Raw genomic sequence first — 26,527 nt, 5'->3', positions numbered from 1 at the left:
CCGCTTCGGCGGCGAGGGGCGCCGGTGCGGCGAAGAGCGCGCCCCACCGGCCCACTTGCATCCTGGGCGACCGTGGTCCTCCTGGAAATCAGGAGGACCACGCTGCCATGTCAGATCGTTGTCGGCGCGGGAACTGCAGGCGGGGCTGTCGGCGCCGTCGGCGCCGCGGTGACCCCGGGCGCGCTCGGCGCTGGCGCCTGCTGCTGCTGTGCGGAGTTGTCCAGATCCGAGCCGCTCGGGTGGAAGAACCCCTGGAAATCGCCGTAACCGCCGGTGCCGCCGTCGGGTGGGTTGTTGGGGTCCAGCGGTACGAGCTGGCCGTTGATGATGACCTCCAGTCCCGAGGGCTCCACCACGACAATGGCACTCCGGTTCGCCCACTGCACCACGTCACCGGTCTGCAAGTGCGCACTGTCGACCGAGGCCCACGGACTGCCCGCCGAAGGCTGTCCGAGCGTGCCCGCGTAGGCCGCCCTGGCATCGCTGCCATTCGGATTGTTGAGCTCCTTGTTCACGGCCTGCGCGACCGACGAGGACACCTTCTGTGTCGTGCCGTCGGGCAGCTTCATATCGACCATCGACCGCCCACCGGCGCCCACCGGCGGCGGTGTCGCGCTGGCATCCGCCTGGACCACATTGGTCGGCGCGTTCGTCGCGACGGCCGGCTGTGCCTGCGCCTGTGCCTGCGCCGCAGCCTGCCGCTCTTCCTCCCTGCGCCGCCGACGCCGCTCCTCGCGACGGTCCTCTTCCTCGCGCTGCTTCTGCTCGTCCTGGCCGTTGTTCCCCATCATCTGCTGCATCATCTGCGACATCATCATCGGCAGCATCATCGAGCTCATATCCATACCGCCGGACCCCGACGAACCCCCGCTGCTGCCCGTGTTGTACCCGGCCTGAGTCGCGTTGGTTCCCGACTTGCTGTTCTCGAGCGCACTGATCGCGGAATTGATCGCGGACATGATGCTGCTGTTCGAGCCGGTGGCATCGGTTGTGGTGGTGCCGTCGGTCGTGGTGCCATCGGTGGTAGTCGACGGGGTGCCGTCGCCGAGCAAATCGCCGAATTGATCCTTGTAGTCGGTTTGGTCGGGAGTGGGGGTCGGGGTAGGAGTCGGTGTGGGGGTAGGAGTCGGTGTGGGGGTGGGAGTCGGCTCGGGCTCGGGCTTGGGCTTGGGCTTGGGGTCGGGATCAGGCGTGGGGTCGTCGACCTTGTCGGCCTGCCACTGGAACCTCTTGGTCGCTTCCGCGTATTTCTTATCCCATTCTTCCTTTACCGTGTGGATTGGCGTGACGTAGTACTGCATTTCCGCTTGCGGGGTCAGGAAAAACTTGCCGAAACCGTCAGACCCTTCTTTCGTGTTCTTTTCGTAGAAGGGGATCGCCATATCGTTGATGGGACCACCACCATAGTGCCCACCGTAGATCGTGTTGCCATCCAGCCTGGTCTTAAAAGTATCGCCCTCAGGGTTATATTTGAGGCGATCGTTGAGTTCTTCCACCAGCCCCGTCAGGGCTTTGAAGATCTTGTCGCCGGTTATTTTGGAGTTGTATGTGAGGTCCGAAACATCTTTATGTTTATCGGTGTAATCTTTCTTCCTCTTATCCAGCTGCCCCTTCAGTTCACCGGCCGCGTCCTGAATCTTCCCCCAGCCGCTCGCGCTCTCGATCTGGTCACCGTCGAGCACCCGGGTGAATCCAGGGTTTTCTTTCGGATTACCGACACCGAGCGTGTCGAGATCCCACTGCATAGCGAACTCGGTGTCGCTGATCAAGCTATCCAGTGACGCACTGCGGCCCTTCGGCCGCCACAGTTTGACGGGATACGCATGTTTCGGAGGTTTCGTCTCGGAGTCGAAGGTCTTATCGTCGAGCTTATCCCCGTACTTCTCGAAATCCGAATCGGTTACCTTTTTACCATCCTTTAATTTCTGGATGTAAGGATCCGGATTACCGTCTTCGAGTGCTTTGATGAGCTCCGGGTACTTCTTCTTCAGGTCATCGTCAGCAGCTCCTGCGAGCTGTTTTTCTAAGGGGTCGGCGGTGTTATACCAGGTATCTTCCTGTGTGTAGTTATTGAGTTGATCGAAGGCCTTCTTGAGGTCGTCTGGATTCGATTTGGCCAGCTTATCCAGCTTCTCCAGGGAGTTTTTTGCTTGGTCGCCCTGGAAACCGACGTCATCCTCCCAGCCCAAGGGCCCAGTCATACTCCCATCGGCGTTATAGTCCTTTTTTATCTGATTGACGACGTCATCTACGCTGTCACCCATTAGCCTCTCCTCCGCTCGCTGGAACCCTCGGAACCCGCCGGACCTTTCAGCGACTCGGCGATGGCCGGGGGAGCCCCGCTGAGGCGGCTGGAACCGACACTGACGCCATGAACACCGGTCCTGACACCATGGGCAAACTCGACGTCCAGAATCGCCGTACCCACACCGGCCGTCTCCGCGGCCGCTATCCGCGCTGCCTCAGGCAACAGTGGGTGCTCAGCTATCTGCCCGTAGGTGTAGAGCACGTCGCGCAGAGTCTGCCGGTCGGGTTCCCCCGCGGCGAGCAAGAGCAGCAGTTCGTCGGCACGGCGTTCGAAAACCATGCCGCGCAAGGCTTCCGTGGATACGCCCGGGCGAACTCCGCCGATCGGAACGAAGGACACGTCCGCCCGCCGCGACCACAGCGCCGACGCTGTCATGTCATCGGCGGCACGCATCTGGTCCCACCAACTCACCGGGACGGGCTGACCGGCGTGCAGTGCATCGAGGATCTGTCGTCGCCTGGCGCGCCGGGTTACGGTCTCCCCGTCGACGCCAGAGACCGCGGCGCGGACCCGCGCATCCGCGGCTCGCGCCATCTCGAGGCACTTGGCCCGAATTTCCGTTTCGGGCACCGTCGCCGCTTGGCGCAGCAACTCGTCCGAGCCGGCCAACGCGAGCCGGTCGACCAAGCCGGGACCGGGCGCGGTGAAGTCGACGGCGGACTCGGCGGGAGAGACCCACTCCTCGATGGCGGCATCGCCGCCGATCGCTGTGCGCACGCCGTCGGGAATTGCTGCGGAGGACACCAGGGCACTGATCCAGACATCTCTGCGGCGGGCCGTCAGGTAGCCGAACTCGGCGAGCATTCGAGCCGGGTCGGTGGTTCCCTCCAATGCCGCGATGGCCTCCCGCCCCGCAGTACCCAAGGTGAAGTTCCACCGCCATGGGAGGGTGACCTCCAACGGCAGGAACAGTCCGGCAGGCAGCCAGCCACGCCCCTCGGTGGAGGTCAGCAAAACGATGGGTCCGGCAGAGGCTCGCCCTACCGCCACCGCCCATTCCGTACCGCGCGCCGAATCGCGTACGGCGGCGAGGGTCGCGGCGAGCAGGGTGCGGGCGAGCACCAGGTCGTCTTCAACGCGCTCACCTACCACGAACGACGGTAACGCTCGCCTGTCCCGCGTCGGGTGGACCGCTGCCGCGAACGGGCCCACCGCCAGTGAGGTGGGTACCCGGGCAGCAGTGCCCGGCCCAACAGGGGCAACCGGAGCGGGGTACGCGTCCGTCGCCAGTGGTGTGGGCATTCCGCCGACCAGGCTCGATCCACCGGCCGTGCCCGCCCCGCCGCTAGCATCACCCACCGCGGGTACCGACATGTCGGTCGCGCTGTACTCCGATGCGCCGACCGAGGGCGCCGTGGCCGCGATCGGTGTGATGGCTCCGGTTGGCAAGGTGGCGTAGGTCTGTGGCGCCGATGCCGCAGGCGACTGGGGTGCCTGCTCGGAGCGTGCCGTCCCGTCCGGCAGGCTAGAGGTGGGAGGTGCGGTTACGGGCGGCTGCGCTGGTTGAGTGCTGTCAGCCATCGGTGCATCCGGCCCGGTGTGCACCGGCGGGGCCGTCGGTGCGCTGTGGTTATGACCGCCCGAAGGGGCTCCGTGGTTATGACTGCCCGAAGGGGCTCCGTGGTCGTGACCGCCCGCCTGAGCGACCTGACGTCCACCGGCCTCATCGTGATCTTCGAGTGCCTTGGCCGCTGCGAGCAATTGGTCCCGAGTCTGCTCGTGGTTGATTGCGAGTCGTTCGGCACGGTCGTGGCGCTTGTTGTAGTAGTCGACTAGCGCCCCATGCATCGGATCAGCAATCGAACCGTACGTATGCGGGAATTCGTCGAGCCAAGAATGTGGGATCACACCCCACTCCCGGAGTTTTGCCGCTGCCACTGCGTGCTGCTCGGCGATTCGGCGCAGCTCGTCCGGCTCGACAACCAATCTTTCGGGCATGCTCGGTTGATTCCTCCCGCCAGCTAACTCGGATTCATTGTTCCGGCTTCCCAAAATTGGGGGGCTGGCCATCCGATCCGGCGCGCCATTCCCGCATGATCTCCGAGAATGGACGAGGCAGGTTTTCAGGGTCGTTCATGGCGATGTGGTACTGCCGCCGCGCGTCCTCGGCACTCTCGGCAATGGCGGCCACGATTTCGGCGGCCAGTTGCTCATTGCCGAACCGGGCGCAAGTTCCCGGCGCCAGATACAGGTCCCGCAGCCGCCCCCTCATGTCGACTTCAGGAATGACCAAGCCGCTTGGAGACGGGCGACGCGCCACGATCACGTCGGCACGTTCACGCATGTCGGCGATGCGGTTGCGCAGCTCACGGGCCAGGCTCAGTCCGGCGCGAACGTCGGGGTGGAGTTCTCTCATAGATCTTCCAGGATGCGCCAGGGTTCGCCGCACAGAGTTCCCAACACTGGGAAGGAACAATACTCGTGTTCGAGCCGGTCTCCCGACGGCGAGACCCTGAGTTCCCCGCGAGGTCCACCATCGACGAGTTCGCCACCGACTTCGGCGGTCTACGGCACGCCGTCCCCCGGACCGTGCACCGAATGCCCTCCGCATTTCCCTCCGCACTGCTCGGCTCCGGTCGTCCGATGACGCTGCGCGGTGCGGGTCATTCCTGTGACGGACAGACCGTCACCGACGGTGAACTGCTCGTCACCTACGCGCCGGACACGACGGCCGCGCAAATACGCGAACTCCACGACGGCCTGATCGAGGTGCCTGCCGGGATTAGCTGGTACGGCTTGGAACGATATCTGAACCGCCACGGCAGGGCCGTCCCTGTGCTCACCGACTACCTGCATGCATCGGTGGGCGGCACCCTGTCGGTCGGCGGCATCGGGATCAACTCGGTGCGGTATGGCATGCAGGTAGACCACGTGGAGCGGATCCAGCTGATCGACGGAACGGGAACCAGCCGCTGGTGCTCGCGTACCGACCATTCGGAGCTGTTCCGGTTCGCACTCGGCGGGCTCGGCACAGTTGGACTGATCGAACGGGTGGTGCTTCGCACCGTGCCGTACTGCCGCGACACACACGTGCACCGCCGATACCATGCCACACCAACCGAACTCGTCGAGCACACCGAACAGATCGCACAGCGTGACGATGCGGACATCTACTGCGCGTCCATGCGCCGCGGCAAGATCTTCTCCACCACAGGCTGGCGCGGCAACGGTTCGCGGCGATGCGGCGATGAGAACTGCGCGATTGTTCCCGATCTGCCGTTCGAGAGCCACCCCGATACCGCACGGCCGGTCGCCCCATCTAATGGTCACGTGCGTCTTTGGACCGATTACATCGTGCCCGCCGGACAGTTCGCACCGATGCTTGCGGCCGTCGAGACGCTACGGCACCGCGCTCCGCTGAACGGTGTTCTCACGATGTTGTACATCCTGATCGTGCGCCGCCCGCCCGACACAACCTCATTCGCATTCACCCCGGTCGGCAATGCCCCCATCTCGATCGGAGTGGGCGTGTATACCTCGGTCCACCGCGATCTGACAGCCACAACCGCCACCCGGCGCGTGTTTCGCGACCTATTGGAACGCTGTTGCGAGCTGGGTGGGCGTCCATATCTGTACGGCGTCAACAACCTGGACCGCGCGCTGGCCGAGCGACTCTACGGAAACAACCTGGATCAGCTTGCACAACTGCGCGCCGCGTACCGACTGGAAAACATCAACGCCCACCTCCCACTCGTGCGGGCCGCTCTGCCTACCTGATCCCTGGTCACGTCGGGGCCGCCGGCGTGCTGAACCGCCACGACGGCGCCGACGCAGACAAACGTCACATTTGCGAAGGATGAGGATCAACCGGAATAGGAGCGATTGTGGATATGGGGGCTGCCGGCGAATTCCTGGTCGACCTCGCTGAGCGGTTGACGCTGCGTTGTGATCCAGCGACCGTCCGCGCCGTGATGGAACGCGCCTGCGGTGGACAGCTGGATGCGCGACGGCCGGATGGACGCCGAGCGAGCCTGCTGACCAGGTCCGGTATTCCGTTCGAAGTCAGTGTGACCGGTGGCCGCGGCAAGCTCACGCCTGTCCTGCGCTATACCACCGAGACCGCGACGCAGAACATGGAAATCGGCTCTCGCGCCGACGCTCAACTCGCCGCGATCCGGGATCTTGTCGGATGGTTGCCGCAGGGAGATGAGACGGTCGTCGACTTGTTTCAGTCATTCGTCGCGACGTTGTATCCCGATCCCACGAAAGTTCCGGCGCACAGCGCCACGTGGATAGGAGTCGCGCATGACACCGCAGCGCCGCATCATGCGGACCGCCTCAAGATGTATTGCGGCCTGAACGTGTCGGGGGCACTGCGCCGGTTGTGTAGTGCATGGCCGGGTTTCGCGGAATTCGCGTCCGTACCCGACGAGGAGAAGCTCATCAGGCCTGCCATTGCCACGATCGAGGTGGACGCGCACGGCGAAGTGATCCACAAGCTCTACCTGAGGGCCCGGTACGACGACGTCGCCGTGCCGATGAAGCTGGTCCGCTACTTCGGCGATCCGGCGTGGGAAGTGCTGAGTGAGCTCGTTCGGTGTGGCGCCGATGCGGCCGAGCTCCACCAATACAACTTCTTCGTCTCCTACGCCCTCGGTTCCGGCGCGCCTGTCTTCGGACTCGACGTGGGTGCAAGGCAAAACGACCTGACCGTGCTTGTACGCGAACTCGCGTCCCGGCACCACGGCACTACCCATGCCGTCGATGCCCTCGCCCAGGCAGCGGAGTCGTGCGGGGCGACACTGCGTTACTCATTCGTCGGAATGGGCTTCTCTGATAAGGGCATAGACAAACTCAAGGTCTACGGCACGCCCACCTGGAGTACCGAGTAGTACTCGAATGGCCGGCCGGCCAGGGCACGACTGCCGCCGTCGAACTTCGGCGGCAGTCACCGTCCTGCCGTCTCAGGGCCGATCCGGCGCCACGACGGGCGGTGGTGATGTCGGCGCGACCACGGCGCCAACCGGCGGCCCAGCCGTGACCGGAGCACTCACTGCAGGAGCGCTGACCGTAGGGCCACTGACCGACGCACCCGCCGGACGGGAGACCCGCTCGTCCTCGCCAACCGAGACCGCCGCGGGAACCTCCACGAACTGCGGATGTTCCACGATCTGCTCGTGGGCGTAGATCGCGTCGCGCAGGTTCTGCCGCTCCGACTCTTCGGCCAGCAACAACACCAACTCGTTGCACCGGCGCTCGAAGATCATGTCGCGCAAACCGGAAGATTCGGTGTCGACCCGCAAGTCGCCGAGTCCGACTCGGCCCACATCGACCCGGCGCGACAGCATCGATGCGGCCAGCAGATCGTCGGCGTCGCGCAGTTCATCCCATATCTGCCGGGATACTGTCTGCCCCGCGGTCAGCGTCGCGAGAATCCGCTCGCGTAGTTGTCGCGCCCCGGCGGCGTCCGCGCTGGCGGCCACCGACCGGCCGACCCGGGTGTGCGCGTCCGTCGCCAATTGGACACAACGCTCGCGGACCTGCTGATCCGACACGGTCGCAACCGATTGCAGCGCGGTCGGGGAACCGACCAGACCGAGCCGGTCCGCCGTATCCGGAGTGAACTCGCGCAAGTCGACATCGTAGGTCGGGCCGACGAGTCCTTCCATCGCCACTTCGCTCAACTGCGTCCGCAGACCGGGATCGATCGGGCCGGAGGAGACCAGCGCCGATATGCTCGCGTTCGCCTTCGGCCCCCAGGCCAGACCGAACTCGACCAGTACCCGGGCCGGGTCCGACACACTTTCCCAGGACGAGGTGGCGCTATCCGGGCCGAGCACTTCATCCCACAGCCAAGGCGTCGAGACTTCGCGTGGCAGGAAGAGCCTGGCGGGTAGCCAGCCGCGGCCCTCGTTCGAGGTGATGAATACCCCGGCGCCGGCCGGACCGCGCATCACCGCGACCGCCCAGGCCATGCCCACCGGCGAGTCGACGGCCGCGAGCACACTACTGAGCAGGGTCTTGGCCAGTACGAGATCGTCGTTGACCGCATTGCCGACCACGTAGGCCGGTTCGGCTTCCTTATCCTTCGCGGCCGCGACGGCGGACGCGAACGGTGTGCCCACCGGCACCGGCATCGGGATGCCATTGGCGGCCGCGGTGGCCCCGGTCGGCGGCTGACCCGAACCGCGATCGTCCGCCGAACCGGTGTACACCGGCCCCGCGCCCGGTCCGGAGCCGAGCGGCCCGCCCGATGCCGGCGATGGTGTGGTCCCGGCTGTCACGCCAGAAGTTCCGGTCGTCGTCGTCTGATCCGGGTGCGAAACCGCGCCCGGCGAACCGGATGGGCCGCCGGGTCCGCCCGGTGCTGCGCTGGTCGGTGTCGAACCGTTCGATGCCGCGGGCGCCATCGGGGTATCGGTCGACGTAGGCCCTCCGCCCGGTCCACCTCCTGGTCCGCCGGGTCCGCCGCCGGGCCCGCCACCGGGGCCGCCGGGCGGCGGGGTGTGCTGAGTATTCGGGTCCATGCCGTTGGACGTCGGCCCGCTGTGCGGGCCCCCGAGATCCTGTCCGATGTTTCGAATGTTCGACGCCATGTCGTGGTCGGCGTTTTCATACGAATCCGCAGAATCCCGAAGTGACTTCGCGGTGTTGAAATGCTCCTGCGCGAGCGCCTTACCGGCGCGCTCGCGGGCACCGTAGTACTTCACGAGCGCTTGGCGAACGGGATCGGCGATGGTGCCGTAGGTGGACTGAAAGCTGTCCAGCCATGCGTGCGGCGGCTCGGACCAGGCAAGAGTATCGCGCCCGACCTGCTCGTGCTGAAGCGCCAGCTGGCGTAGCACCTCGGGATCGATATTCATGCTGGTATCCGGCATTGTTCGATCAGACCCTTTCCCACCGCTGTTCTCAACATTGTCGATCCTTCCCATTGATGGGGATTCTCGAATGCACTCCCACCTGCGGGAAGTCGGACGCGGTCGATCCATAATCAGCGGAGGGTGGCGCGGACGAATCCCGCCGAACAGGTGCCGCGCCCGCGCCTAGGACCGCGACGAACAACTGGGAGCCGGCAATGGATCAATGGGAACTCGATGGCCTGCGGTCGGCGAACAACGGTATGCGCAATCAGATCGACTACATCATGAACGTCTACGAGAAACAGCAGGTCCAGCTCGCCGAGATCCAGCAGCAACTGGACGCGCTGCGCGCACGGGCCAGTTCATCCGATCAGTTGGTCGAAGTGACCGTGGACGGCGCCGGGGTGGTCACCGACGTTCAGTTGACCGCACAGGCGATGCGCGCGAAGCCTGAAAATGTCGGGCGGGCGATTGTCGAGGCCGCGCAGGCGGCGGCGCGGTCGGCGCGCTCGCAGCATGACGCACTGATCGCACCGATCGTCGATACCGCCGCGCTCATGCCCGATCTGCCCGATCTGGTACCCGAGGCACCGAGCTGGCGCGATGCCCGCGAATCCGCCGAGAGCGACGGTCCGCGCGCCGGCTGAATACTCCCACCCCTGGGAAGCTTGGGTGGGGCGCGTGAGAATTGAGCGCAGCAGGCCTGAGGAGTCCGTGTGGCGCAGTCGTTGGAAGTCGATGAGGAGCGACTTCGTGCACTGGTGCCGGAATTCGAGGACATCGGCGCCGACGCGCAGCGCGTGCTCGATCAACTGAAGGCCGCGCTGGAGCGCGAAGGCGAACCCTGGGGCAAGGACACTCCGGGCCAGGCGTTCGCTGAGACCTATGTGCCGGATAGGGACAAAGGAATCGCGGGCCTGGCGAAAACGGTGGCGAGCCTGCGCGAGGAGGGCAAGATCGTCAGCGACCTCGTCGACAGCTTCGACCGCCAGGACCGCGAATCCGCCAACTTGATCAACGACAGCGGGGAGCAGTCACCACCCAACAACCAGAACATCGGTTCGACCGCGCCGACCGAGCAATACGGGCAGGGTTGGCAGACTCCAGCGGCAACGAACACCACACCCGACGCCACGCAATCGCCGACCGAATCGGGCCCCGCAACCGGCGATCGGTCTACGCCGACGTCGACCGCGACACCCGATTCCCCGAGTAGCGCACAGCCGGCCCCCACATCCACCACACCGCCAACCCTTGGCGGCCGAAACGGAATCGGCATGCCAGGGCTGAACAGTCCGTTCGGTGATGGTGCTGGCTCACCGAATTCGCCCGACACATCCGATTCCCGACCGGAATCGGCGAGCACCACCGATGATTCAGCGCCACCAGCCGCTGTCCGACCAGCCGCTGATGCTCCAGCCGCCGATCACAAGCAGCCGAATACACCGTGGTCGCGAGGTACGTCCGGTACAGGTTCCACACCGGATACCCCGGCGCCGAAGGCAGCGGCCGCCGGACCCGCGCAGACATCGGCACCCGGTAATGCCACGCCGCGGGTATCGGCACCGTCGTCCGGTATGCCGCCGCGGATGGCGGCACCGCACCTGCCCGACCAGCACCAGCAGCAGCACGCCCGTCCGGCACCGAAGGCGGCGGGCAAAGCCTTCGGCGCCGAGTCGAAATCCGCCGCGCGCCATCCGTGGGCGGCCGATGGTGCGGCCCTCGGTGAAAACGCATTGCTGGCACGGAAATTGGCCGATCGACATGATCTCGAACTCGTCGGCTTCGACGATCCGACCGTCGACGGATACACGATCCGGGAGATCGCGGCGGCACTGGACGACGTGTTCACCCAGTACCCATATGTCGATCTGCGCCAGATTGCGATCGCCGACTCCGCCGACTCGGCCACCCGTCTGGAATGGGACTGGGTCGCGGGGGCCACCGGGCCGGAGCCGTTCACCCGTCGCATCGTGCTCGACACCGTGGTCGCCCGTAATCCCGGGGTTTTCGCCGAATACATCCGCACCGCAACGCATTCCGGAAAACTCGCGCGCGGGTCGGACCGGCGGCCGGTGTATTCGACAATGGTCCGCGAACTCGGACACGCGCTCGATGTCGCCGGTAGCTTCCGTGCCAGACAGGCGGCTCAGGACGCGCTGCTCGCCGAGTTCACGCGCACCCGAGGCACCGCACCGCGCGAGAACGCCGACATCGCGTCGAGTTCGGATTACGAGCAATGGCGCGCCCAGCTGAGTGGCTACGGATTCCACAACGGCCGCTTCGACCCCGGGATGGCGGTGGCGGACGCGTTCGCCGAGGTCCAGATCAACGGTTCCGAGGCAGCGGCGCCCGCAAAGGTGTTGCACCGCTTGCTGGTCGACACCGCACGGAAGACGGCGACACCGTGAGCTTCGGCGGTGGACACACCGCCGAAGTGCGGCACAGCACCTTCGAGGGCGAACTGTCCGCGGCAGTCGGCGGTCGGCCGATGCGTATGCACGTGGGATTGGGACCGGACACCGACTCGGCACTGATCACCATTGCCTTTGCCCATCCGGACATCACTGACGACATGATCGCGACGGCACGCCGGGCATTCGTCACGGAGTCGGTTGTCGCCGACATCGTTACCGAGGTTCCGGGACCGTCCGAGGAACAGGCCGCCGTACCGGATGCGTCGCTGTGACAATCACGCTGCCGGCGGCATTTCCCAAGTGGCTGGTCGAGGCCGTGGCGGGGTACTGGCCGGATTGCGATGAAGACGCGGTGCGCCGCGAAGGAGACTGCTGGAAGGCAACCGGCGACAGCTGCCACCAGCTCGGCAAACGGCACGATGCGGTGTGCACAACGGAAAAGGCTGCCCTCCACGGCTACAGCGCCGATACGAAGGCGACCAGGAATGTGCAGCTCGGCGACGATCTGCGCAACCAGGCCGAGTACTGCAACTCCATGGCCGAGCAGTGCTACCAGAAGGCCAACGACTGCGAATTCACCAAGCTGCAGGTGATCGGAACCGGAATCGTGCTGCTGACGCAGCTGGCGGTGGATGCGCTGATGTCCGCACCGGGCGTCGTGAAGGCCGCCGAGGACCGGGCGGCGGCCGAGGCGTCCTGGACCGCGAGCGCTCGCCGGTACTACGGCAAGATCAAAAAGGTCGGCCTGGACTGCGCCACCAAACGCAAGGGTTTGCCGCTGGCCAAGGCCACGGCCATCGGGTTCGCGCTCGGTGGAGGTACCGCAGCGGCGGTCAATGCCGGCGCCCAGTACTACCAGAAGGGGGTATTGCATCACCGCGACAAGATGGATTGGAACATGGTCCAAGACGCCGCGATCATCGGTGGTGTCGGCGGCGGCATCGGAGCGCGCTTCGCCTCGCGCTTCGCGCCCGGGATCAACAAGTTCTTCGGCAAGGTCGCCGGGAAATCGGAATCGAATATCGTCCGCTACGGCGCGCACGTCACGGCGGGCGTGCTGATCGGCGGGGCCGGCGGCGTCGCGGGCGCGATCAGCGGTGCGGGCGCGGGGATCGTCGTCACCGGGCATATCCCGAACGCCGAGGAACTGCGAACCAGCGTGATCCAAGGCTTCGTCGGCGGCTTCGTCGGCTCAGCGACCATCTTCACCCGCCCCCTGCCACCCGGGATGCGAGTCAAAGCCAAGACCGACACCTCGAACTCCAACACCTCCACCACGCCAACCAGCGCACTTCGGGATGGCGACGTCCCACGGGATGGCTACGCCCCCCGCACCACGCCCCCAGCGACACCGCCACACCCCCGTCCAGCAACACCACCAGATGGCGACGTCCCACGGGACGGCTACGCCCCCCGCACCACGCCCCCAGCGACACCGCCACACCCCCGTCCAGCAACACCACCAGATGGCGACGTCCCACCGGATGGCTATGTCCCCCGGACCACACCACCAACCGGCGGCACCACACCACCGACCGGCGGCACCACACCACCAACCGGCGGCACCACACCACCAACCGGCGGCACCACACCACCAACCGGCGGCACCACACCACCAACCGGCGGCACCACACCACCAACCGGCGGCACCACACCACCAGGCGGCAGGGTCACACCACCACCGGGCACCTTCGGCCCGCCCCCGGACACCACACCACCCCCAGGCACCACCGGGCCGCACTCCGGCGGCACCGATCCCGGTTCCGGCGGTCCGACCGGCGGTAAGCCCGCCAAACCTGCGACCGATGAGCCCGCAACGCCCACTCGCCCCCCGCACACCGACGGACCGGACGAACCGGCGGTCCCGCGTACAGACAATGACAGGGATCTCCCACCTCGACAGCCTCAGCAGCCGGAAGAAGGCACCCCACCACCCGACCGCCCGCAAGGCGAAAAGGAACCGGCCGCGCCACAGCCGGCGGCGCGACCACACACAGGAGAGACCGCGCCTGCAGGGGGCGACAAACAGGTCTGGCCCCCGCGTACACCCGACGAAGAAGCTGCTCCGCCAGCCGCGCACGCACCACGCGAAGCGGATCCGGCCGAGCCGCCGCCGAATACGCGACCGGACACCGAAGAAACCGCGGCCCCTTTGTACGATCCGGAGAACCATTCCCCGTTTGCTTTGCACCCGGACAGGGCCCAACTCGATTATGCGGTGGAGAGATTCCCCGAAGTATTCGACCGCCCACGCACGCTGGAGGAATTGCATCAGGCCATTCCTCCAGCGGGGACGTTCGCGGAATTGCATCAAGCGTTGCGTCCCGATCTCACGCTCGACGAGTTCGCCCGACTAGCACCATCGGACATGACCCTCGGCGAAGCACATCAGGCTCTACGTCCCGACATGTCGTTCGATGAGTTCTTCGAAGCTGTACAGCCGGACATGTCATTCGACGAGCTGATGAGGGTTCGCGACTTCTCATATCAGCTGCACGGACTGGAACCACCAACGCTGTCACGCGAGAACCTGGAGTCATTCCTTTACCGCGTGCGAGGGAACGAAGAGAACATCCACAACTGGGAAGATATCTATCGCCTTTACCGTTCCACCCCCGAATACAACATTCCGTCCAATCGGCAAGGCTTTATAAAGGATATGGGAGACATTCTCCGCCAGCGGACAGGAGATAACCAGAAAGCGCATATCCAAGGCGGTCGAGAGTACATAGTCCTCACCCCGGAAAACGCCGGACGTGTCGACCCATTGGATGTCGATTTTCTCCGTTACCATCGGCCGGATGCCGATCCGGACGCCGTCAGCTATCGTGTTTATGTAAATGCGCGGGCAGATGAGGCTCCGGCTTTGATGGATGGCATCGTGCGTGAGATAGTCGACCGGCCCGATGACTTCCCTGGCATCTACATGGCGAAGGTCGGCGGCCCATACCGACTGAGCACGGATGGTCTGGTCATCTATGTGAACGAGTTGCCCGACGCTTATCGCGTCGCCGACTGGCTGAAGGATTATCAGGGACGAAACCCCGATGCATTCCTGTGGGATGTACCCGCCATGACACACCAGGTCATGGAGGGCGTCGGAATCGGCGCCTCGACGCCGGACCATAGTGCGAGCTTCGGCGAGCTCAGGTCGAAAGCGATCTTCGAAGCAGTCCAGTCGACCCGCGCCGGTGGCGGCGACTTCGCGGCATTCCGCGAAGCAGTGCTGGCCCGCCTGCGGGAGGCCGGAGTGAACCCCGACAGTCCATACGAGAACTACACCCGCTGATCGACACTGCCGCACAGGGAGGACCAGATGGACCGGCAACAGCGGATCATCGCAGCCCGCAAGATCGTGACCGAATACCTGCACGGTGAAATAGATACGGTGCGAAATCCGGAGATGTTCGACGACGACATCGTGTACTTTGCGGTGGCCCGCCTCGACCGCAACGACACCGACTGGTTATTGGCTCAGCTCGCGGATCCGCAATGGCCGCGCGAAATTCGGGCCGATATCGCGGCGATGATGCCGGGACATTATGCCGAGGGCCAGGCAGCACTCGAGCTTCGATGACGTCGCCGTCGCCCGCCGGTATTTCCGAACTACCGTCGAGTTCGTCTCCTAACAGATCCGGCCGGAGGGCATTGGCTGCTCGAGATACGAACCGATATCGTTGTGACGATGCGCAGAAAGCGCTGAGCGCAAGCCGGCACGCGAGGTAGACAGCAGCTGATGGAGCAGTGGCACTACGAACAGCAACGGGCACAGCTCGCCGATATCCGGGACGAGTTGTCCGCGCTGAGCGCCAAGGCCAGTTCGCGCGATGGTTCGGTCGAGGTGACCGTCGATCAGTCCGGCGTCGTCACCGATGTGCGCCTGGAGCCGCGCGCGCTGCGTGGTGCGGCTGCTGATCTCGGCCGGGCCGTCACCGAGGCAGCCAGGGAGGCCGCGCGACTGGCGCATCAGCGGGTCAGTGAGACCATCGGCCCGATCGAAGATATCGTCGGCCGCATGCCCGATCCGGAGGATCTGCTGCCGGGCGCACCCAGCCTGCGGGAACCGGATGCGGCGGCCGTCGAGCAGCCCGCCCCGGTCCGTTATGAGGACGACGAGTACGACGACTACTACGACTGACGTGGTGGTCCCGCGCTGATCGTCGGTCGCCGAGCGGCCGTGGTGCCCGTCGGGGCGCGTGGCGCGTCCACGAACAACGGATGATCGACGATCTGTCCGTGGGCGTAGACCGCATCGCGCAAGCGCTGCCGATCAGGTTGCTCGGCGAGTAGCAGTACCAGTTCGTCACAGCGGCGCTCGAATACCATCGCGCGCAGCAGCATCGTCTCCGTTGCCGACCGTCCATCGGCGTCGGATCGCAACTCCCCCAACGCCACTCGTGCGACGTCGGCTCGGCGCGACAGCATCGACGCGGCGAGCAGATCGTCTGCGTCACGCAGTTCCTCCCACCACTCGGCGGGTACCTCTCGGCGTTGCCGGATCGCCTCCAGGATCCGCTGGCGCAGGTGCGGCAGCCCCAGCGAGTCGGGGGCGCCCGCCTGTCCGACACGCCGATGAGCATCCCAGGCGAGGTCGATGCAGCGCGATCCGATCCCCTGCACCGGCACTTGTCCGACGCGCTCCAGTAACTGCGGCGCGGCCACCAGACCGAAGCGATCCGCCAAACCCGCTGCCGCCGCGCTCAAATCCATTGCCGACGAGGCGGATACCGGCCCCTCCATCGGTACCTCACGCAGTTGGGCGCGCATAGCCGAATCGATCGACTGCGACGATACGATTGCCGTCACTTTGGCACCCGTCCGGCGTCCCCATGCCGCGCCGAATTCGGCGAGCACCCGCGCCGGATCGGATACGCCTTCCCACGCGGGGTCCGCGACCTCCCACATCCACGGCGTCGAAATCTCGCGCGGAAGATACAAGCCCGCGGGGAGCCAGCTGCGGCCCTCGTTCGAGGTGACGAACGCGTTGATGCCGCCGGAATGCCGCATTATCGACACCGCCCACTCCAGGCCGATCACCGACGAATCCACCACGGTCAGCACACCGCCCAGCAATGTCCGAGCCAGCACGAGATCGCCGTCGACCCGCTCGCCGAGCATGAAGGTCGGGGCCGCGGCGGCGGCCATCGCACCGCCGACCACATCTCGGATCAGTTCGTCGCTGCCGCCGGTATTCGGCCGCCCATCCACGGCCTGCGGATCACGTTGCGGCGAATTCGGTTTCGCGGGCGGGACGGCCGCATTCGGCACGGGCGCGGCAGGGCCGGCGGATACCTTCGGGACCGGGGACCCTGATCCGCGCGAATCGACCTGCGGGGCTTTCGATTCCATCCCCGACCGCGACTGCGCCGCCGGGGACTGCGCCGACGTCTGCGGCGCGGACTGTGCTGACATCGGCGGCGCCGATGATGGCGGCGCGGATATGCCGGTCGAACCGGCCGCGGGCGGCAGGATTGTCGGCAGCATCGGCGTCATCTGCGCTGCCGAGTTGGTCGACGCCGCCTCCCGTGCCATCTCGGCGGGATCGGAGCCGCGACCGGAATCGGTTGCGGCCGTGCCGGGTTCCCCGTGCTGCTGGGAATCGGTCGTCTCGTCTGCCGTCTCGCCATGCGCACCGGAATCGGTATGATCCTGGAATTCACCGGAGCCGGTCGTCGACGGCGCACGCGACGCGACGCCGGTCGTGGAAGCACCTGGATCGCCACCGTCCGGCTGCGCCGTCGGAACATAGCCGGTAGTGGCGCCCGGAGTCGAAGTCGGGGCCGAGACCGCGGGCGGCATCCCCGGACCGGTCGACGTATCCGTGGGCGCGCCCTGGGACGGCGTATCAACGGGAAGTTCCGTCGGCCTGCTCTCCGGCAAGCCCTGGTCGGACGGATCCACCACCGGCACATCGAATTGCGGGCCGAAGCCCAGCGGACCGGGGAACTGGTGGTTCGGTCCTGGCCCCGGTTGCCCGATCTGGTGCTGTGGGCCCGGCAGATGCTGATGCGCGGGCCGGTGTCCCGGCGGTCCGTCCGGCAGATGGGGACCGCCGGGGGTCCCGGGCCCATGCGGCCGCAGCCCATCGTCGAGCCGCTCCAGCGTCGGCAAAATCGTCGGATCGATCAATTTCAGCGCGGTCCGCGCCACATCGTCTACTTCAGCCCGGGCCTCGGCGATGATCCGGGCGACTCGATCGCGCAGTGCGGCCGCCTTGGCCTCGCGTTCGGCCTCGTCATCGGATTCGTCGTTTTCGGCGGCCTGATACGCATGGCGAATCTTGGCGGTGGCCTCCTCGACGATGTCGAGGATCTGGTTGCGGGTGCGATAGACCAGATCGGAGAAATACCCGAAGATATCTGCCGCAGCATCCAGTGCGTCGGCGAAGGCCTGCGGGTTCCCCCGCTGCTTCAGCATATTTTGTTTGATGGGTTCGAGCCCCTCGCTGGCGCGGACCCGATTGTCGAAGTCGCGACGGGCTTGTTCGGCACCGAGCAAGTCCAGCGCCGCGGCGCCGTCACGGGACGTGGTTTCCAGAGCGCTCCAGTCACCGGGCGGGACCTCCGGCCAGTTGTCCTGGACTATCTCGTCCCAGTATGGACTTTCGTGCTCCGGTGGCATCCGGTGATCAGATCGAGTCGTAGTGGCGGACGTACTTCCCGCCCGCCACATCCGCGTCGGTGAGGACATTCGTCGTGCTCACTGTCGCGGTGTGGGTGACCCGCGCCCCGTGCTTACTGATCGGCGCGGCGTGGTCGAATGCCGCCACAACTTTCTTCCGGTGGGTGTCGAGGGTGCGGTCGAGTTCCGATTTCGGCTGGTGGTGCAGGACCAGATCCGCGACGGTCCCGGCAACCTGACCCAACATCGTTTCGATGGCTCCGGCGAATCTGCCTGCCGCAGCGTTCACTTCGTGCGGTTCGTCCATATCCACCATGTCGGCATCCCGTCTGGAGAGGTTCGGTGCGGAAATTTCGGTTCAGCTGGTGGCGCCGAATTCGGCATTCACCATGGCGCGGAAGGAGGCTTCGGTGGGCAGATCGAACGAGTCGATGGTGTAGGAACGAGTGCCCTTGTACTCCATTTCGGCGCGCAGCCCGACCCGGGACTTCATATGTGCCAGGCGCGCGAGCTTCAGGATCTCCGCGGCCAACCAGGCATCGCCGTTGTCGCGAGCATCGTCGGTGATGTGCAGACCGACGATCTCCCCGTCACGATCGCAGGCGACGCCGCAGGTGTGGTCGGGATTGAATACTTCGTAGACCATGCTGCGCCAGTCGGGAGCCGGTGCCGCCTCGTCCACGTCGAGCTCGTCCGGATGTGTCTCAGTCAACGGGATCCCTCCTAAAGTCGTTCGGCATGTTGACGATTCGAGGATGCGCTACGCACGGACGGATCCTCATCGGGTGCGTCCAGCCGCTCGGCCAAGGCGCCCCATGCGGCATCGTCGATGCTCATGATCTGGCGCAGCTGCCAGAATCGAGCGCCGAGGTACATCTCGGCGGTTCCGTCCGGGGCGACATCGAGATGATCGGGCCCCTCGTTGGTCGGGTTGAGCGTAAGTGTTGTGATCGGCGGGCGTGTGTCGTCGACATTCATGATCGTCGCGCCGCCACCGGGGATGAAACTCTGTCGGCAGCGCGGACTATTCGCGATCGCGATATCGGCGCTATTGGTGGTCAACGTGATCTCGGAGTTGAGCAGCAGTTGCACCGCCCAGGCCCGGGCCGCCAATTCGGGTCGATCGGCGTTTATGGCGATGGTCAACGCCGTCGCCAGGTCGACGACCAGCAATGTGTCGGCGGTGGTGACACCCACGATGACCAATCGCTTGGCGGTGCCGACCGGATAGGGCAGATCGTCGGCGCCGAGGGTCACCACATCCGATCCGACGCCGGCACCGGTCGCGGGATGGGCGACGACGGTTCCGGTCGCGACGTCGATGGTGTACGCGGCCACCAGACTCGGCATCCGCTCCGCGACTCCGGCCAATCGGACGAGGCCCTCATCGTGCAGCCACCGCACGGTATCGGCAACGGTGACCGCGCCGGGTTCGGTCATGACGGCACCGCACCGGCTGTCGCCGAGGGCGCCCCGGACGGACCGGAGGGGCCGGAGAAGCCGGACGGACCGGCAGGCTCGAACGGCTCGGGCGGCGGCACCGACTCCATCACGCTCTGGTACTGCCGTGCCGCATCGGCGGTGCTCTCCCGAATGGCCGCCATGATCTCCGTGACCAGTTCCTGATTGGTGAGGCGGTCCACGGTGCCCGGCGCCAGAAACAGATCCGTCAGCCGGCCCATCGCGTCCAACTCGGGGATGATCGCACCGCTCGGCGACGGCCGGCGCGCCCGGATGCTATCGATCCGCTCACGCATATCGGCGATTCGATGCCGCAACTCGCGAGCGGCGTCGAGGGCCGCCTGGACATCGGGGTGGATATCACTCACATGGAACCTCCGGATTGGGTCGGGCTCTGGCCACCTGGCGCCGGCGTCGCCGGTGTCACGGTCGGGGCGATCGTCGGCCGTTCCCCGATGACCTGTTCGGTATGGGGGGTGTCGTCGACGTACATCAACCGATCGGGATGCCAGGCGACCACTCGATTGCGTTCGCTGCCGCTGCCGCCACCGCCACCGCCCATACCAGGGGACATCGGCATATACGGCATCATCCCGCTCCCGGTCCCGGCACCGCGTGCGGCGGCCGCCGCGGCCGACGACGCCGACAGCGGCTCGATGACCGGTGTCCTCGCCATCCCGACCGCGGTGCTCGATGCCGCACCCGCGGTGGCGACAATCGGCATGGCGCCCACCGACATCGAGGTGGTCGCGCCGGTGATGTCCGGCACCCCCGCGCCGGAGATCGGGCTGCCCGATGCCCCCGAGCTCAGCGCCCCGAGGCCGGAGGGGACGCCGAGGTCGTCGTATCCGTAGTCGCTGTACTCGTCATCCAGACCGAGGTCCGAGGTGTCCTGGTTCTGGGTCATACCCGCGGCGGAGGACATGGCGCTCATCATCGCGGGCAGCATCTGGGACAGCATGCTGGTATCGCTGCCACTGCCACTGCTGCTGCCACCGCCCTTGCCGTTGCCACCGGTGTCACCCGTGCCACCCTCGGTGGGAATCTTGGAGTTGACGGTCGTGGTGTAACCGGTGATCGCCTCGGCCGAGCGGGCGTTCTGCTCCTGGAATTCGGCAAGCGCCTCTTCGATCGCCAACTCGTTCTTCGATTTCATCGCGGCCAGCAACCGCTTGCGGGCCGCGATGATCTCCTCGGGTGTCGGATGTTTGGCCTTCGCGATCGTGAACGCACTGCTGTAGGCGTCGACATTGTCGGCCAGCGCACCCAATCCAGTGCCGAGCTGCCCCAGCCAATTCCGATGCTCGGTGAGGTGCTCGGCCACCGTGGTGCCGACCGGCGTCCAGTTCTGCATCAGCGTGGCCGCACCGTCGACGCCTTCGGCGGCGGCGGTGTGGAAGCCACCGGTGTACTTGCGAATATCGGCCGCGAAACTGGTCGCCGGGCCGGGGCCGGGGCCGGTGTGCAACTGCTTGGCGAAGGTGAGTGGGTCGACGGATCCGGTGGCCGCGGGCAGGGCGAAGTTCGGCGGCTGCCGGAGACCGAACTCCTGCACATCGCCTACCGGATTGGCGAGGATCTCCGCGCCGCTGCCATTCACGATGCGCGCATTCTGATCATCGGTGGTGGTGTAATCGGTTGCCGCACCGCCGACGTGGTGTGCGTGGCGCTGGACCTCATTGAGCACGCCGAGCACGCCATTGAACAGCGACGCGGCCTGCGCGTTGAGCCGGGGCACATGGGCTCCGGAGATCGGGTCCGCCCCCGCGGGCTGCACCCAGCCGTTCGGCAATCCGGCTCCGGTCTCACGCGCCAGTGCGGCCAGCTTCGAGGCCACATCGACGAGTTCCGCCGGATCGACATTCAGCGGCATCGCGTCCTCCTCTCACCATCCGGTTCACGATCACGCCGGAGCGGCCACCGCGGGCATCGCCGCACCCGCCGACGGATCGCCGGTTACCGGCATACCCGACATCTTGCCCTGATCGTGGTCCTCCGGTGCGGTTGCTTCGATTCCGTGCGGATGGTTGAACCCGACGAATTGGCCGAATTCCCCAGCGCTATCGGACATTTCCGTTGGAGTGAACTGCTTCAACTGGCCGCTGACCACGACCTCCAGTGTGCCGCCTTCGTCGGAGGGGAAGGCCACCACGATCGCGGTGCGCCCGTCCCAGATCGCGACATCGCCGGTCATCAGCTGGTACGGATCGACCGGGGTCCCGATCTGCTTCTTGTCCGACCACTTCGCGGGAGTCTTCGCGTATGCCGCCTGGGCGTCGGTGCCGCTGGCGTTGCCGAATGCCGCATCCAAAGCCTGTGCGACAGTGACGGATACCTTCTGCGTCCGGCCATCCGGGAAGGTGTACAAGACGGTTCCATCGGAATTCGGCGTGCGGCCGGGCATTCCGGCCGTCGGCTGCGTGGACGACGAATTCGTCGGTGGCGCGGTATTGGTTGCGGGTGCCGGCGTGCTGGTCGCGGGCTGCACCGCCGGTTGGGCCGGTGCGACGGCCGCAGGTACGGCGCGGAGTTCGTCCTGGTACGGGTCGTATTCGCTGCGCCGGTTGTTCAGGTCGGTATCGTTCTGGCCGCGGTTCATCATCTGCGACATCAACATCGGCAGCATCGAACTCATCATGTCCATGCCGGAGTTCGCTGGTGACGCCGCAGCCGTGCTCGGCACGGACGCCGGTGTGGCGTTGTTCGGATTCGTGGCGCTGTTGTTGAGGTTGTCGAGCGCCTGCTGCACCTTGTCGTCGAGCGAGGTACCGGTCGGCGTGGTTCCGGTGTCGACTCCGGGAGTGGTCGGATTGAGGTCGTTCAGCCCCGGGACCAGAGAATTGTCGTCGATGGGGGTGACGTTGTTGGGGTCGATACCCGGTGTGGTCGGAGTCGCCGGCACTTGGGGGACGGTCGCCGGATCGAGCAACTTCTTCTTGAGATCCGCGTTCTCCTGCTGGAGCTTCTTGATCTGATCTTCGAGCTCTTTGAGTTTCGCGGTCTCTTTGTCGAGACCGTCCTTGACATCCTTGGTCGCGTTGGCCGCCTCGTCGAAAGCATTTGCGACAGACTGGATCGCCTCGTTGCAGAACTCGTAGATGTGCTGATCTTCCTTCATCCCCGGTTTAGGCACAGTCGGGGCACTGTTGGTAATGTGGTCGATTCCGGCATTGACGGCCTTCTGCGCGGCAATGGAGATGGCCTCGGTCTTCTTGGCCTGCGGCGCAATCGCCTTGGCCGAGTCATACATCAGATCGGCCGCCTGGCGCAGGCTGGTCGCCGTGCTCCCGTAGTTCGTGAAATTCGCCAGATCCGAACCCTTGACCTCAGGAAGCTTTGGTATCTCCGGTGGGCTGCCCTTATTCTCGTCGCCGTTGCCGCAACTGTCGAAATAACCTTGGAACGTCTTGGGCAGCTGCCCGTACCAACCTATCGTGCTTAACAGCGGCACATACTGCGCATACTTTTGATCCGCCTGCATCTGATCGCGGTCAGGCATCCACATTTGGTGAATTGTCAACAAGGAGCTGCTCCTCGGCCGGATCCGTTACGAGATGGGCTTGATGGGTAGTTCGGCAAGGGCGGTCGGCGATCCTGCGGTGAGCGAACCGTAGGCCGCGTTCGCAATTGCGGCGCTCACGCCGCGGCCCACGGCTCGCGTTGCTGTCATCCCCCATGGTGCGTAGCGCAGCTTTGTGGCCCCGGCCACCAAGCCCTTCGTGGCCAGACGCCCGCCTGCCCCGCGCGCCAAACCCAATACCGCGTTACCAACGAGCTTGCCGCCGAGCCCACTTACGGCGCCGACAACGACGCCTTGTTCGAGAGCATCGCCCCAGTCCTTGCCCTCGAGCTTGGCCTGCAGTGCAGCCGCCGCGCCACCGATGACCATGGAAGCGGCCGTCCCGACCCCAGGAATAAACGAGAGCGCAGTCGTTAACCCACCTATGGCCAGGTCCGCCCCGCTGAGGCCGAATAAACTGAAACCCATGTGATCACCTATCCGATGTCGCGCGCACCTACCGCAATAGATCGTTGACGACCATGCGTGGACGGTCTATCGACCTCCTCATTGTTGAGGATTCCCAACGGTGGGAACCTGATGTGCACACCGAACGCGTCAGGATGATGACGGTAGGACATGAACTGACGTGCACGAATTGCCGTGGCCGCCCCCTTGTTCCGGTCCGCCGGGCGATCGATACAGGAGGAAGTACCGGATGCACCTCCACGGCCTGCCGCTCGGGCGTCCGGCATCGCCGGTCACCCGACCCCGCGTGCGGTGGCCGCTCGGCGGTGCGCTATGACCAGCGCCGAGGCAGAGATCGCCGTCGACCATCAAGCGGATGAGGGCAGTGCCGAGCCGGGACCATCCGCTCCGGTAACGCCGTGGTCGAACAGACGCAGGGGCACGACTCCGGGCGCATCCGGGCAACCGGCGATGCCCGGACAGAACGGGTCGGCACCGGCGAACCAGGGATCGACGAACACTAATGCGGCGCCACCGGGAACGGCTGCCCAAGGCCCGAATTCCGGTGCCCAGCCAGCTGGTTCGGGATCCGGTCCGGGCGTGACCGCCGCGCCGCAGGGCAATATTGTCGTCCCGCCCGGTCCGGGGGCGGGGCAGCCGACGCAGCCGCCGGCTCCGCAAGCTCGGGCTGCGCCTGCTGAGCCTGCGCCGCCGTTGGTGGATCCGGATACGGTGGCGGCGTTGGCGCCGGCGGCGTTGTCGGCGGGGACGATGGCGATGGGTATGTTGCCGATGCTGGCCTCGGCGTTGGCGGGGTTGGGCAGCGGCAGTGGTGGTAGTGGTAGTGGTTCGGGTACGGGTTCTGGTGCCGATAGTGGTGGTGCCGATGGATCCGAGGGTGGGTTGTCGCCGGAGGCGCAGAAGGCGTTGCAGGCGTTGAAGTTGCTGGCCGCTGTTTATGGTGACGGGAAGACCGATGATCCGGAGGTCAAGCAGTTACGGCAGCAAATGGGGATCAACGGGTCGGGTTCGGGGGCGACCGCGATCAAGGCGCGGCAGTTGTTCCAAAAGAATGCGGCGACCGCGTTCAACAACCTCGACAACCAATTGGCTTCCTACATCACGGGTTTGGCCGGTAACCACACGGTCGACAAGAAAGCGGTCACCGCGCTGATCCGTGAGGTCAACGTCGCGCTGGCCGAACTCGGCCCCCAGGCCTATACCAAGGCAGGACGCCAGAAGGTCCACCAAATCCTCACCACCGCACTACAAAAAGCCAGCCAAATCGTCACCGGCAGCAACGCCACCGCGTCAACGACCGCCAATGCCATCAACCGGCTCACCAACCAGTACCTCTACAACATCGCCGGGAAAAAATATACGGGCGGCACCAGCAGCCAGATGCCCGGCGGAACCGTCGGTGACTGGATCAACCAGGCACTGCAGGTGCTGCAGCAGTTGGGCTACAACATCAGCACGATCGATCCGCAGGCCATCGCGATCATCATCCAGCACGAATCGGGCGGCAATCCCAGTGCCACCAACAACTACGACAGCAATGCCGCCGCGGGTACACCCTCGATCGGGCTCATGCAGACCATCGGCCCGACCTTCAATCAGTACGCCGCATCCGGACACACGAACATCTACAACCCGGTCGACAATATCGTCGCCGGCGTCCGTTACGCGATAAGCCGATACGGCTCGGTCAGCAATGTGCCGGGCGTCAAGGCGGTACGCAGCGGCCGAGCGTACGAGCCCTACTGATGCCGCCACCACAGCGGGACACACCGGATCCGAGCCTCGACGACGCGCACGAGACCCGGTCCGGCACAACGACATCCGCACCACGCCGGAACGCGACACGACGCAGTACACCGCGGGCACCGACCGGACCATCGGGCGCTCTCGCACAGCAGTCCGCCGCGACCGCGGCCGCACGCGGCCCGGCGGCGGGACCGGTCGCCGAATCCGGTACCACGGCAACCGGATCGCCCGCTGCCGCCCGCCCCGACGCACTCGCCGGATTCGGCACCAGCGCACCGTACGCGGCAGCGGCGCTCGGTGCGCTGGCATCCATTGCCGCCCAGTACGGCAGTACCAACCCCACCGCCGATACCGGTCAGCCGTACGCACCGCCCGCGCTCGGATCTGGACAACCGAGTTCATGGCCCGGCGAATCGGGATCGCAGTACGCGGCGAACAATCTCGACACCGCACGCCGAGCGCAATCGACGCAGTCGTTGAACACCGAACTCGGCCGCCTGCTCGGCGGCACCGCCGACAGCACCATCCAGGGCCGGGCGGCCGTCGATGGGATTATCGCCGAGGTGAATACGGCAATGACCGCACTAGGCGGCGTCGCCGATACCACCGCCGGGCGTCAGATGCTCATCACCACACTCAGCAATGCCCTACAGCGTGCAGGCACCGTGCTCGGACAGGGACAGGCCGCGGCGGCGATCACCGCGGATAAGGTTGCCGCACTGGCCGACCGGTTCCTGCAGAACGCACGCCCCACCCGGCAGCCGCCGCGCCGGGCCCAGCCGAGCACCAGCGGATCCAGTGCACGTCCGCCCCGCACGCGCCCGTCCGGCCGCCAGGGGCAGTGGATCAACGATGCCTTGCGTATCCTGGCCGCCAACGGCTACGACACGCGGCACATCAATCCCGCCGATATCGCCGCGATTATCCAGCACGAATCCGCTGGCGATCCGAATGCGATCAATCTCTGGGACAGCAACGCCGCCAAAGGAACTCCGTCCAAGGGCCTGATGCAGACCATCGATCCCACCTTCAACGCCTACGCGCTGCCCGGCCATCGCGATATCTGGAATCCGGTCGACAACATCATCGCGGGCGTGCGGTACTCCATCGACCGCTATGGTTCGGTCAGCAATGTGCCGGGCATCCAGGCGATGCACCAGGGCGGGCATTACGTCGGGTACTGAGC

The 26,527-nt window shown here is 65.7% G+C and carries 22 protein-coding genes; 10 read left to right on the top strand and 12 right to left on the bottom strand.

From position 1 onward, the window contains the following. Positions 1 to 110: 110 nt before the first annotated feature. From ACQP1G_RS12545 to ACQP1G_RS12535, 3 genes are read right to left on the bottom strand one after another with little or no spacing between them, the layout of a single operon-like run. On the bottom strand, positions 111 to 2,264 hold the full coding sequence (locus tag ACQP1G_RS12545) for a hypothetical protein (RefSeq protein WP_433202591.1): 2,154 nt from the start codon (positions 2,262 to 2,264) through the stop codon (positions 111 to 113). Then, positions 2,264 to 4,246, bottom strand: coding sequence for a type VII secretion target (locus tag ACQP1G_RS12540; RefSeq protein WP_433202588.1), 1,983 nt, complete (start codon positions 4,244 to 4,246; stop codon positions 2,264 to 2,266). The genes ACQP1G_RS12545 and ACQP1G_RS12540 overlap by 1 nt, the downstream gene beginning before the upstream one ends. Positions 4,247 to 4,280: 34 nt before the next feature. Beyond that, positions 4,281 to 4,664 carry a hypothetical protein gene (locus tag ACQP1G_RS12535; RefSeq protein WP_433202585.1) on the bottom strand — a complete coding sequence of 128 codons (384 nt, stop codon included), beginning with the start codon at positions 4,662 to 4,664 and terminating at the stop codon, positions 4,281 to 4,283. Positions 4,665 to 4,729: 65 nt separating this feature from the next. Here ACQP1G_RS12535 and ACQP1G_RS12530 point away from each other — a divergent pair, with 65 nt between their 5' ends. Next, entirely contained in the window at positions 4,730 to 6,025 is a 1,296-nt protein-coding gene (locus ACQP1G_RS12530) for an FAD-binding protein (RefSeq protein WP_433202582.1), read from the top strand. Between the two features lie 113 nt (positions 6,026 to 6,138). Continuing rightward, the gene (locus ACQP1G_RS12525; RefSeq protein ID WP_433202579.1) at positions 6,139 to 7,140 is read left to right on the top strand and encodes a hypothetical protein; all 1,002 of its coding nucleotides are present in this window, start codon (positions 6,139 to 6,141) and stop codon (positions 7,138 to 7,140) included. Positions 7,141 to 7,212: 72 nt separating this feature from the next. Here ACQP1G_RS12525 and ACQP1G_RS12520 read toward each other — a convergent pair whose 3' ends face one another. Further along, entirely contained in the window at positions 7,213 to 9,126 is a 1,914-nt protein-coding gene (locus tag ACQP1G_RS12520) for a type VII secretion target (RefSeq protein WP_433202576.1), read from the bottom strand. Positions 9,127 to 9,323: 197 nt separating this feature from the next. Here ACQP1G_RS12520 and ACQP1G_RS12515 point away from each other — a divergent pair, with 197 nt between their 5' ends. From ACQP1G_RS12515 to ACQP1G_RS12490, 6 genes are all read left to right on the top strand, one after another. Continuing rightward, positions 9,324 to 9,755 (top strand): YbaB/EbfC family nucleoid-associated protein, encoded by a 432-nt coding sequence (locus tag ACQP1G_RS12515; protein WP_433202573.1) that lies wholly within the window; start codon positions 9,324 to 9,326, stop codon positions 9,753 to 9,755. Between the two features lie 69 nt (positions 9,756 to 9,824). Continuing rightward, complete coding sequence (locus ACQP1G_RS12510) at positions 9,825 to 11,519, top strand: hypothetical protein (RefSeq protein WP_433202570.1); 1,695 nt, start codon at positions 9,825 to 9,827, stop codon at positions 11,517 to 11,519. After that, positions 11,516 to 11,797: a hypothetical protein gene (locus ACQP1G_RS12505; RefSeq protein ID WP_433202567.1), complete on the top strand. Its 282-nt coding sequence runs from the start codon at positions 11,516 to 11,518 to the stop codon at positions 11,795 to 11,797. Before ACQP1G_RS12510 ends, ACQP1G_RS12505 begins: the two co-directional genes overlap by 4 nt. Next, on the top strand, positions 11,794 to 14,814 hold the full coding sequence (locus ACQP1G_RS12500; RefSeq protein WP_433202564.1) for a T3SS effector HopA1 family protein: 3,021 nt from the start codon (positions 11,794 to 11,796) through the stop codon (positions 14,812 to 14,814). The genes ACQP1G_RS12505 and ACQP1G_RS12500 overlap by 4 nt, the downstream gene beginning before the upstream one ends. A 27-nt stretch (positions 14,815 to 14,841) precedes the next feature. Then, on the top strand, positions 14,842 to 15,102 hold the full coding sequence (locus ACQP1G_RS12495) for a hypothetical protein (RefSeq protein ID WP_433202561.1): 261 nt from the start codon (positions 14,842 to 14,844) through the stop codon (positions 15,100 to 15,102). 159 nt (positions 15,103 to 15,261) lie between these two features. Then, positions 15,262 to 15,663, top strand: a complete 402-nt coding sequence (locus tag ACQP1G_RS12490; RefSeq protein ID WP_433202558.1) for a YbaB/EbfC family nucleoid-associated protein — start codon at positions 15,262 to 15,264, stop codon at positions 15,661 to 15,663. On the opposite strand, the gene ACQP1G_RS12485 is transcribed toward ACQP1G_RS12490, so the two are convergent. Genes ACQP1G_RS12485 through ACQP1G_RS12450 form a run of 8 tightly spaced genes read right to left on the bottom strand, consistent with a single transcriptional unit; the run spans position 15,654 to position 23,496 of the window. Beyond that, complete coding sequence (locus tag ACQP1G_RS12485; RefSeq protein ID WP_433202555.1) at positions 15,654 to 18,146, bottom strand: hypothetical protein; 2,493 nt, start codon at positions 18,144 to 18,146, stop codon at positions 15,654 to 15,656. The two genes, ACQP1G_RS12490 and ACQP1G_RS12485, sit on opposite strands and share 10 nt — an antisense overlap. A gap of 7 nt (positions 18,147 to 18,153) precedes the next feature. Further along, positions 18,154 to 18,462: a hypothetical protein gene (locus ACQP1G_RS12480; protein WP_433202552.1), complete on the bottom strand. Its 309-nt coding sequence runs from the start codon at positions 18,460 to 18,462 to the stop codon at positions 18,154 to 18,156. Between the two features lie 42 nt (positions 18,463 to 18,504). After that, the gene (locus ACQP1G_RS12475) at positions 18,505 to 18,858 is read right to left on the bottom strand and encodes a hypothetical protein (protein ID WP_433202549.1); all 354 of its coding nucleotides are present in this window, start codon (positions 18,856 to 18,858) and stop codon (positions 18,505 to 18,507) included. Positions 18,859 to 18,869: 11 nt separating this feature from the next. Continuing rightward, positions 18,870 to 19,586 (bottom strand): hypothetical protein, encoded by a 717-nt coding sequence (locus ACQP1G_RS12470; RefSeq protein ID WP_433202546.1) that lies wholly within the window; start codon positions 19,584 to 19,586, stop codon positions 18,870 to 18,872. Further along, entirely contained in the window at positions 19,583 to 19,975 is a 393-nt protein-coding gene (locus ACQP1G_RS12465) for a YbaB/EbfC family nucleoid-associated protein (protein ID WP_433202543.1), read from the bottom strand. The genes ACQP1G_RS12470 and ACQP1G_RS12465 overlap by 4 nt, the downstream gene beginning before the upstream one ends. Further along, positions 19,972 to 21,480 carry a PPE domain-containing protein gene (locus ACQP1G_RS12460; RefSeq protein WP_433202540.1) on the bottom strand — a complete coding sequence of 503 codons (1,509 nt, stop codon included), beginning with the start codon at positions 21,478 to 21,480 and terminating at the stop codon, positions 19,972 to 19,974. Before ACQP1G_RS12460 ends, ACQP1G_RS12465 begins: the two co-directional genes overlap by 4 nt. 30 nt (positions 21,481 to 21,510) lie before the next feature. Further along, positions 21,511 to 23,112 carry a bZIP transcription factor gene (locus ACQP1G_RS12455; protein ID WP_433202537.1) on the bottom strand — a complete coding sequence of 534 codons (1,602 nt, stop codon included), beginning with the start codon at positions 23,110 to 23,112 and terminating at the stop codon, positions 21,511 to 21,513. 42 nt (positions 23,113 to 23,154) lie between these two features. Next, on the bottom strand, positions 23,155 to 23,496 hold the full coding sequence (locus ACQP1G_RS12450) for a hypothetical protein (protein WP_433202534.1): 342 nt from the start codon (positions 23,494 to 23,496) through the stop codon (positions 23,155 to 23,157). 678 nt (positions 23,497 to 24,174) lie between these two features. Here ACQP1G_RS12450 and ACQP1G_RS12445 point away from each other — a divergent pair. Both ACQP1G_RS12445 and ACQP1G_RS12440 read left to right on the top strand, forming a co-directional pair. Further along, entirely contained in the window at positions 24,175 to 25,341 is a 1,167-nt protein-coding gene (locus ACQP1G_RS12445; RefSeq protein ID WP_433202532.1) for a transglycosylase SLT domain-containing protein, read from the top strand. After that, a complete protein-coding gene (locus ACQP1G_RS12440) occupies positions 25,341 to 26,525 on the top strand; it encodes a transglycosylase SLT domain-containing protein (RefSeq protein ID WP_433202529.1) in 1,185 nt (394 codons plus the stop codon). The genes ACQP1G_RS12445 and ACQP1G_RS12440 overlap by 1 nt, the downstream gene beginning before the upstream one ends. Positions 26,526 to 26,527 lie beyond the last annotated feature (2 nt).

Source organism: Nocardia sp. CA-107356, assembly GCF_050946365.1.
Classification (GTDB): Bacteria; Actinomycetota; Actinomycetes; order Mycobacteriales; family Mycobacteriaceae; genus Nocardia.
This window is presented reverse-complemented; position numbering and strand designations above follow the sequence as displayed.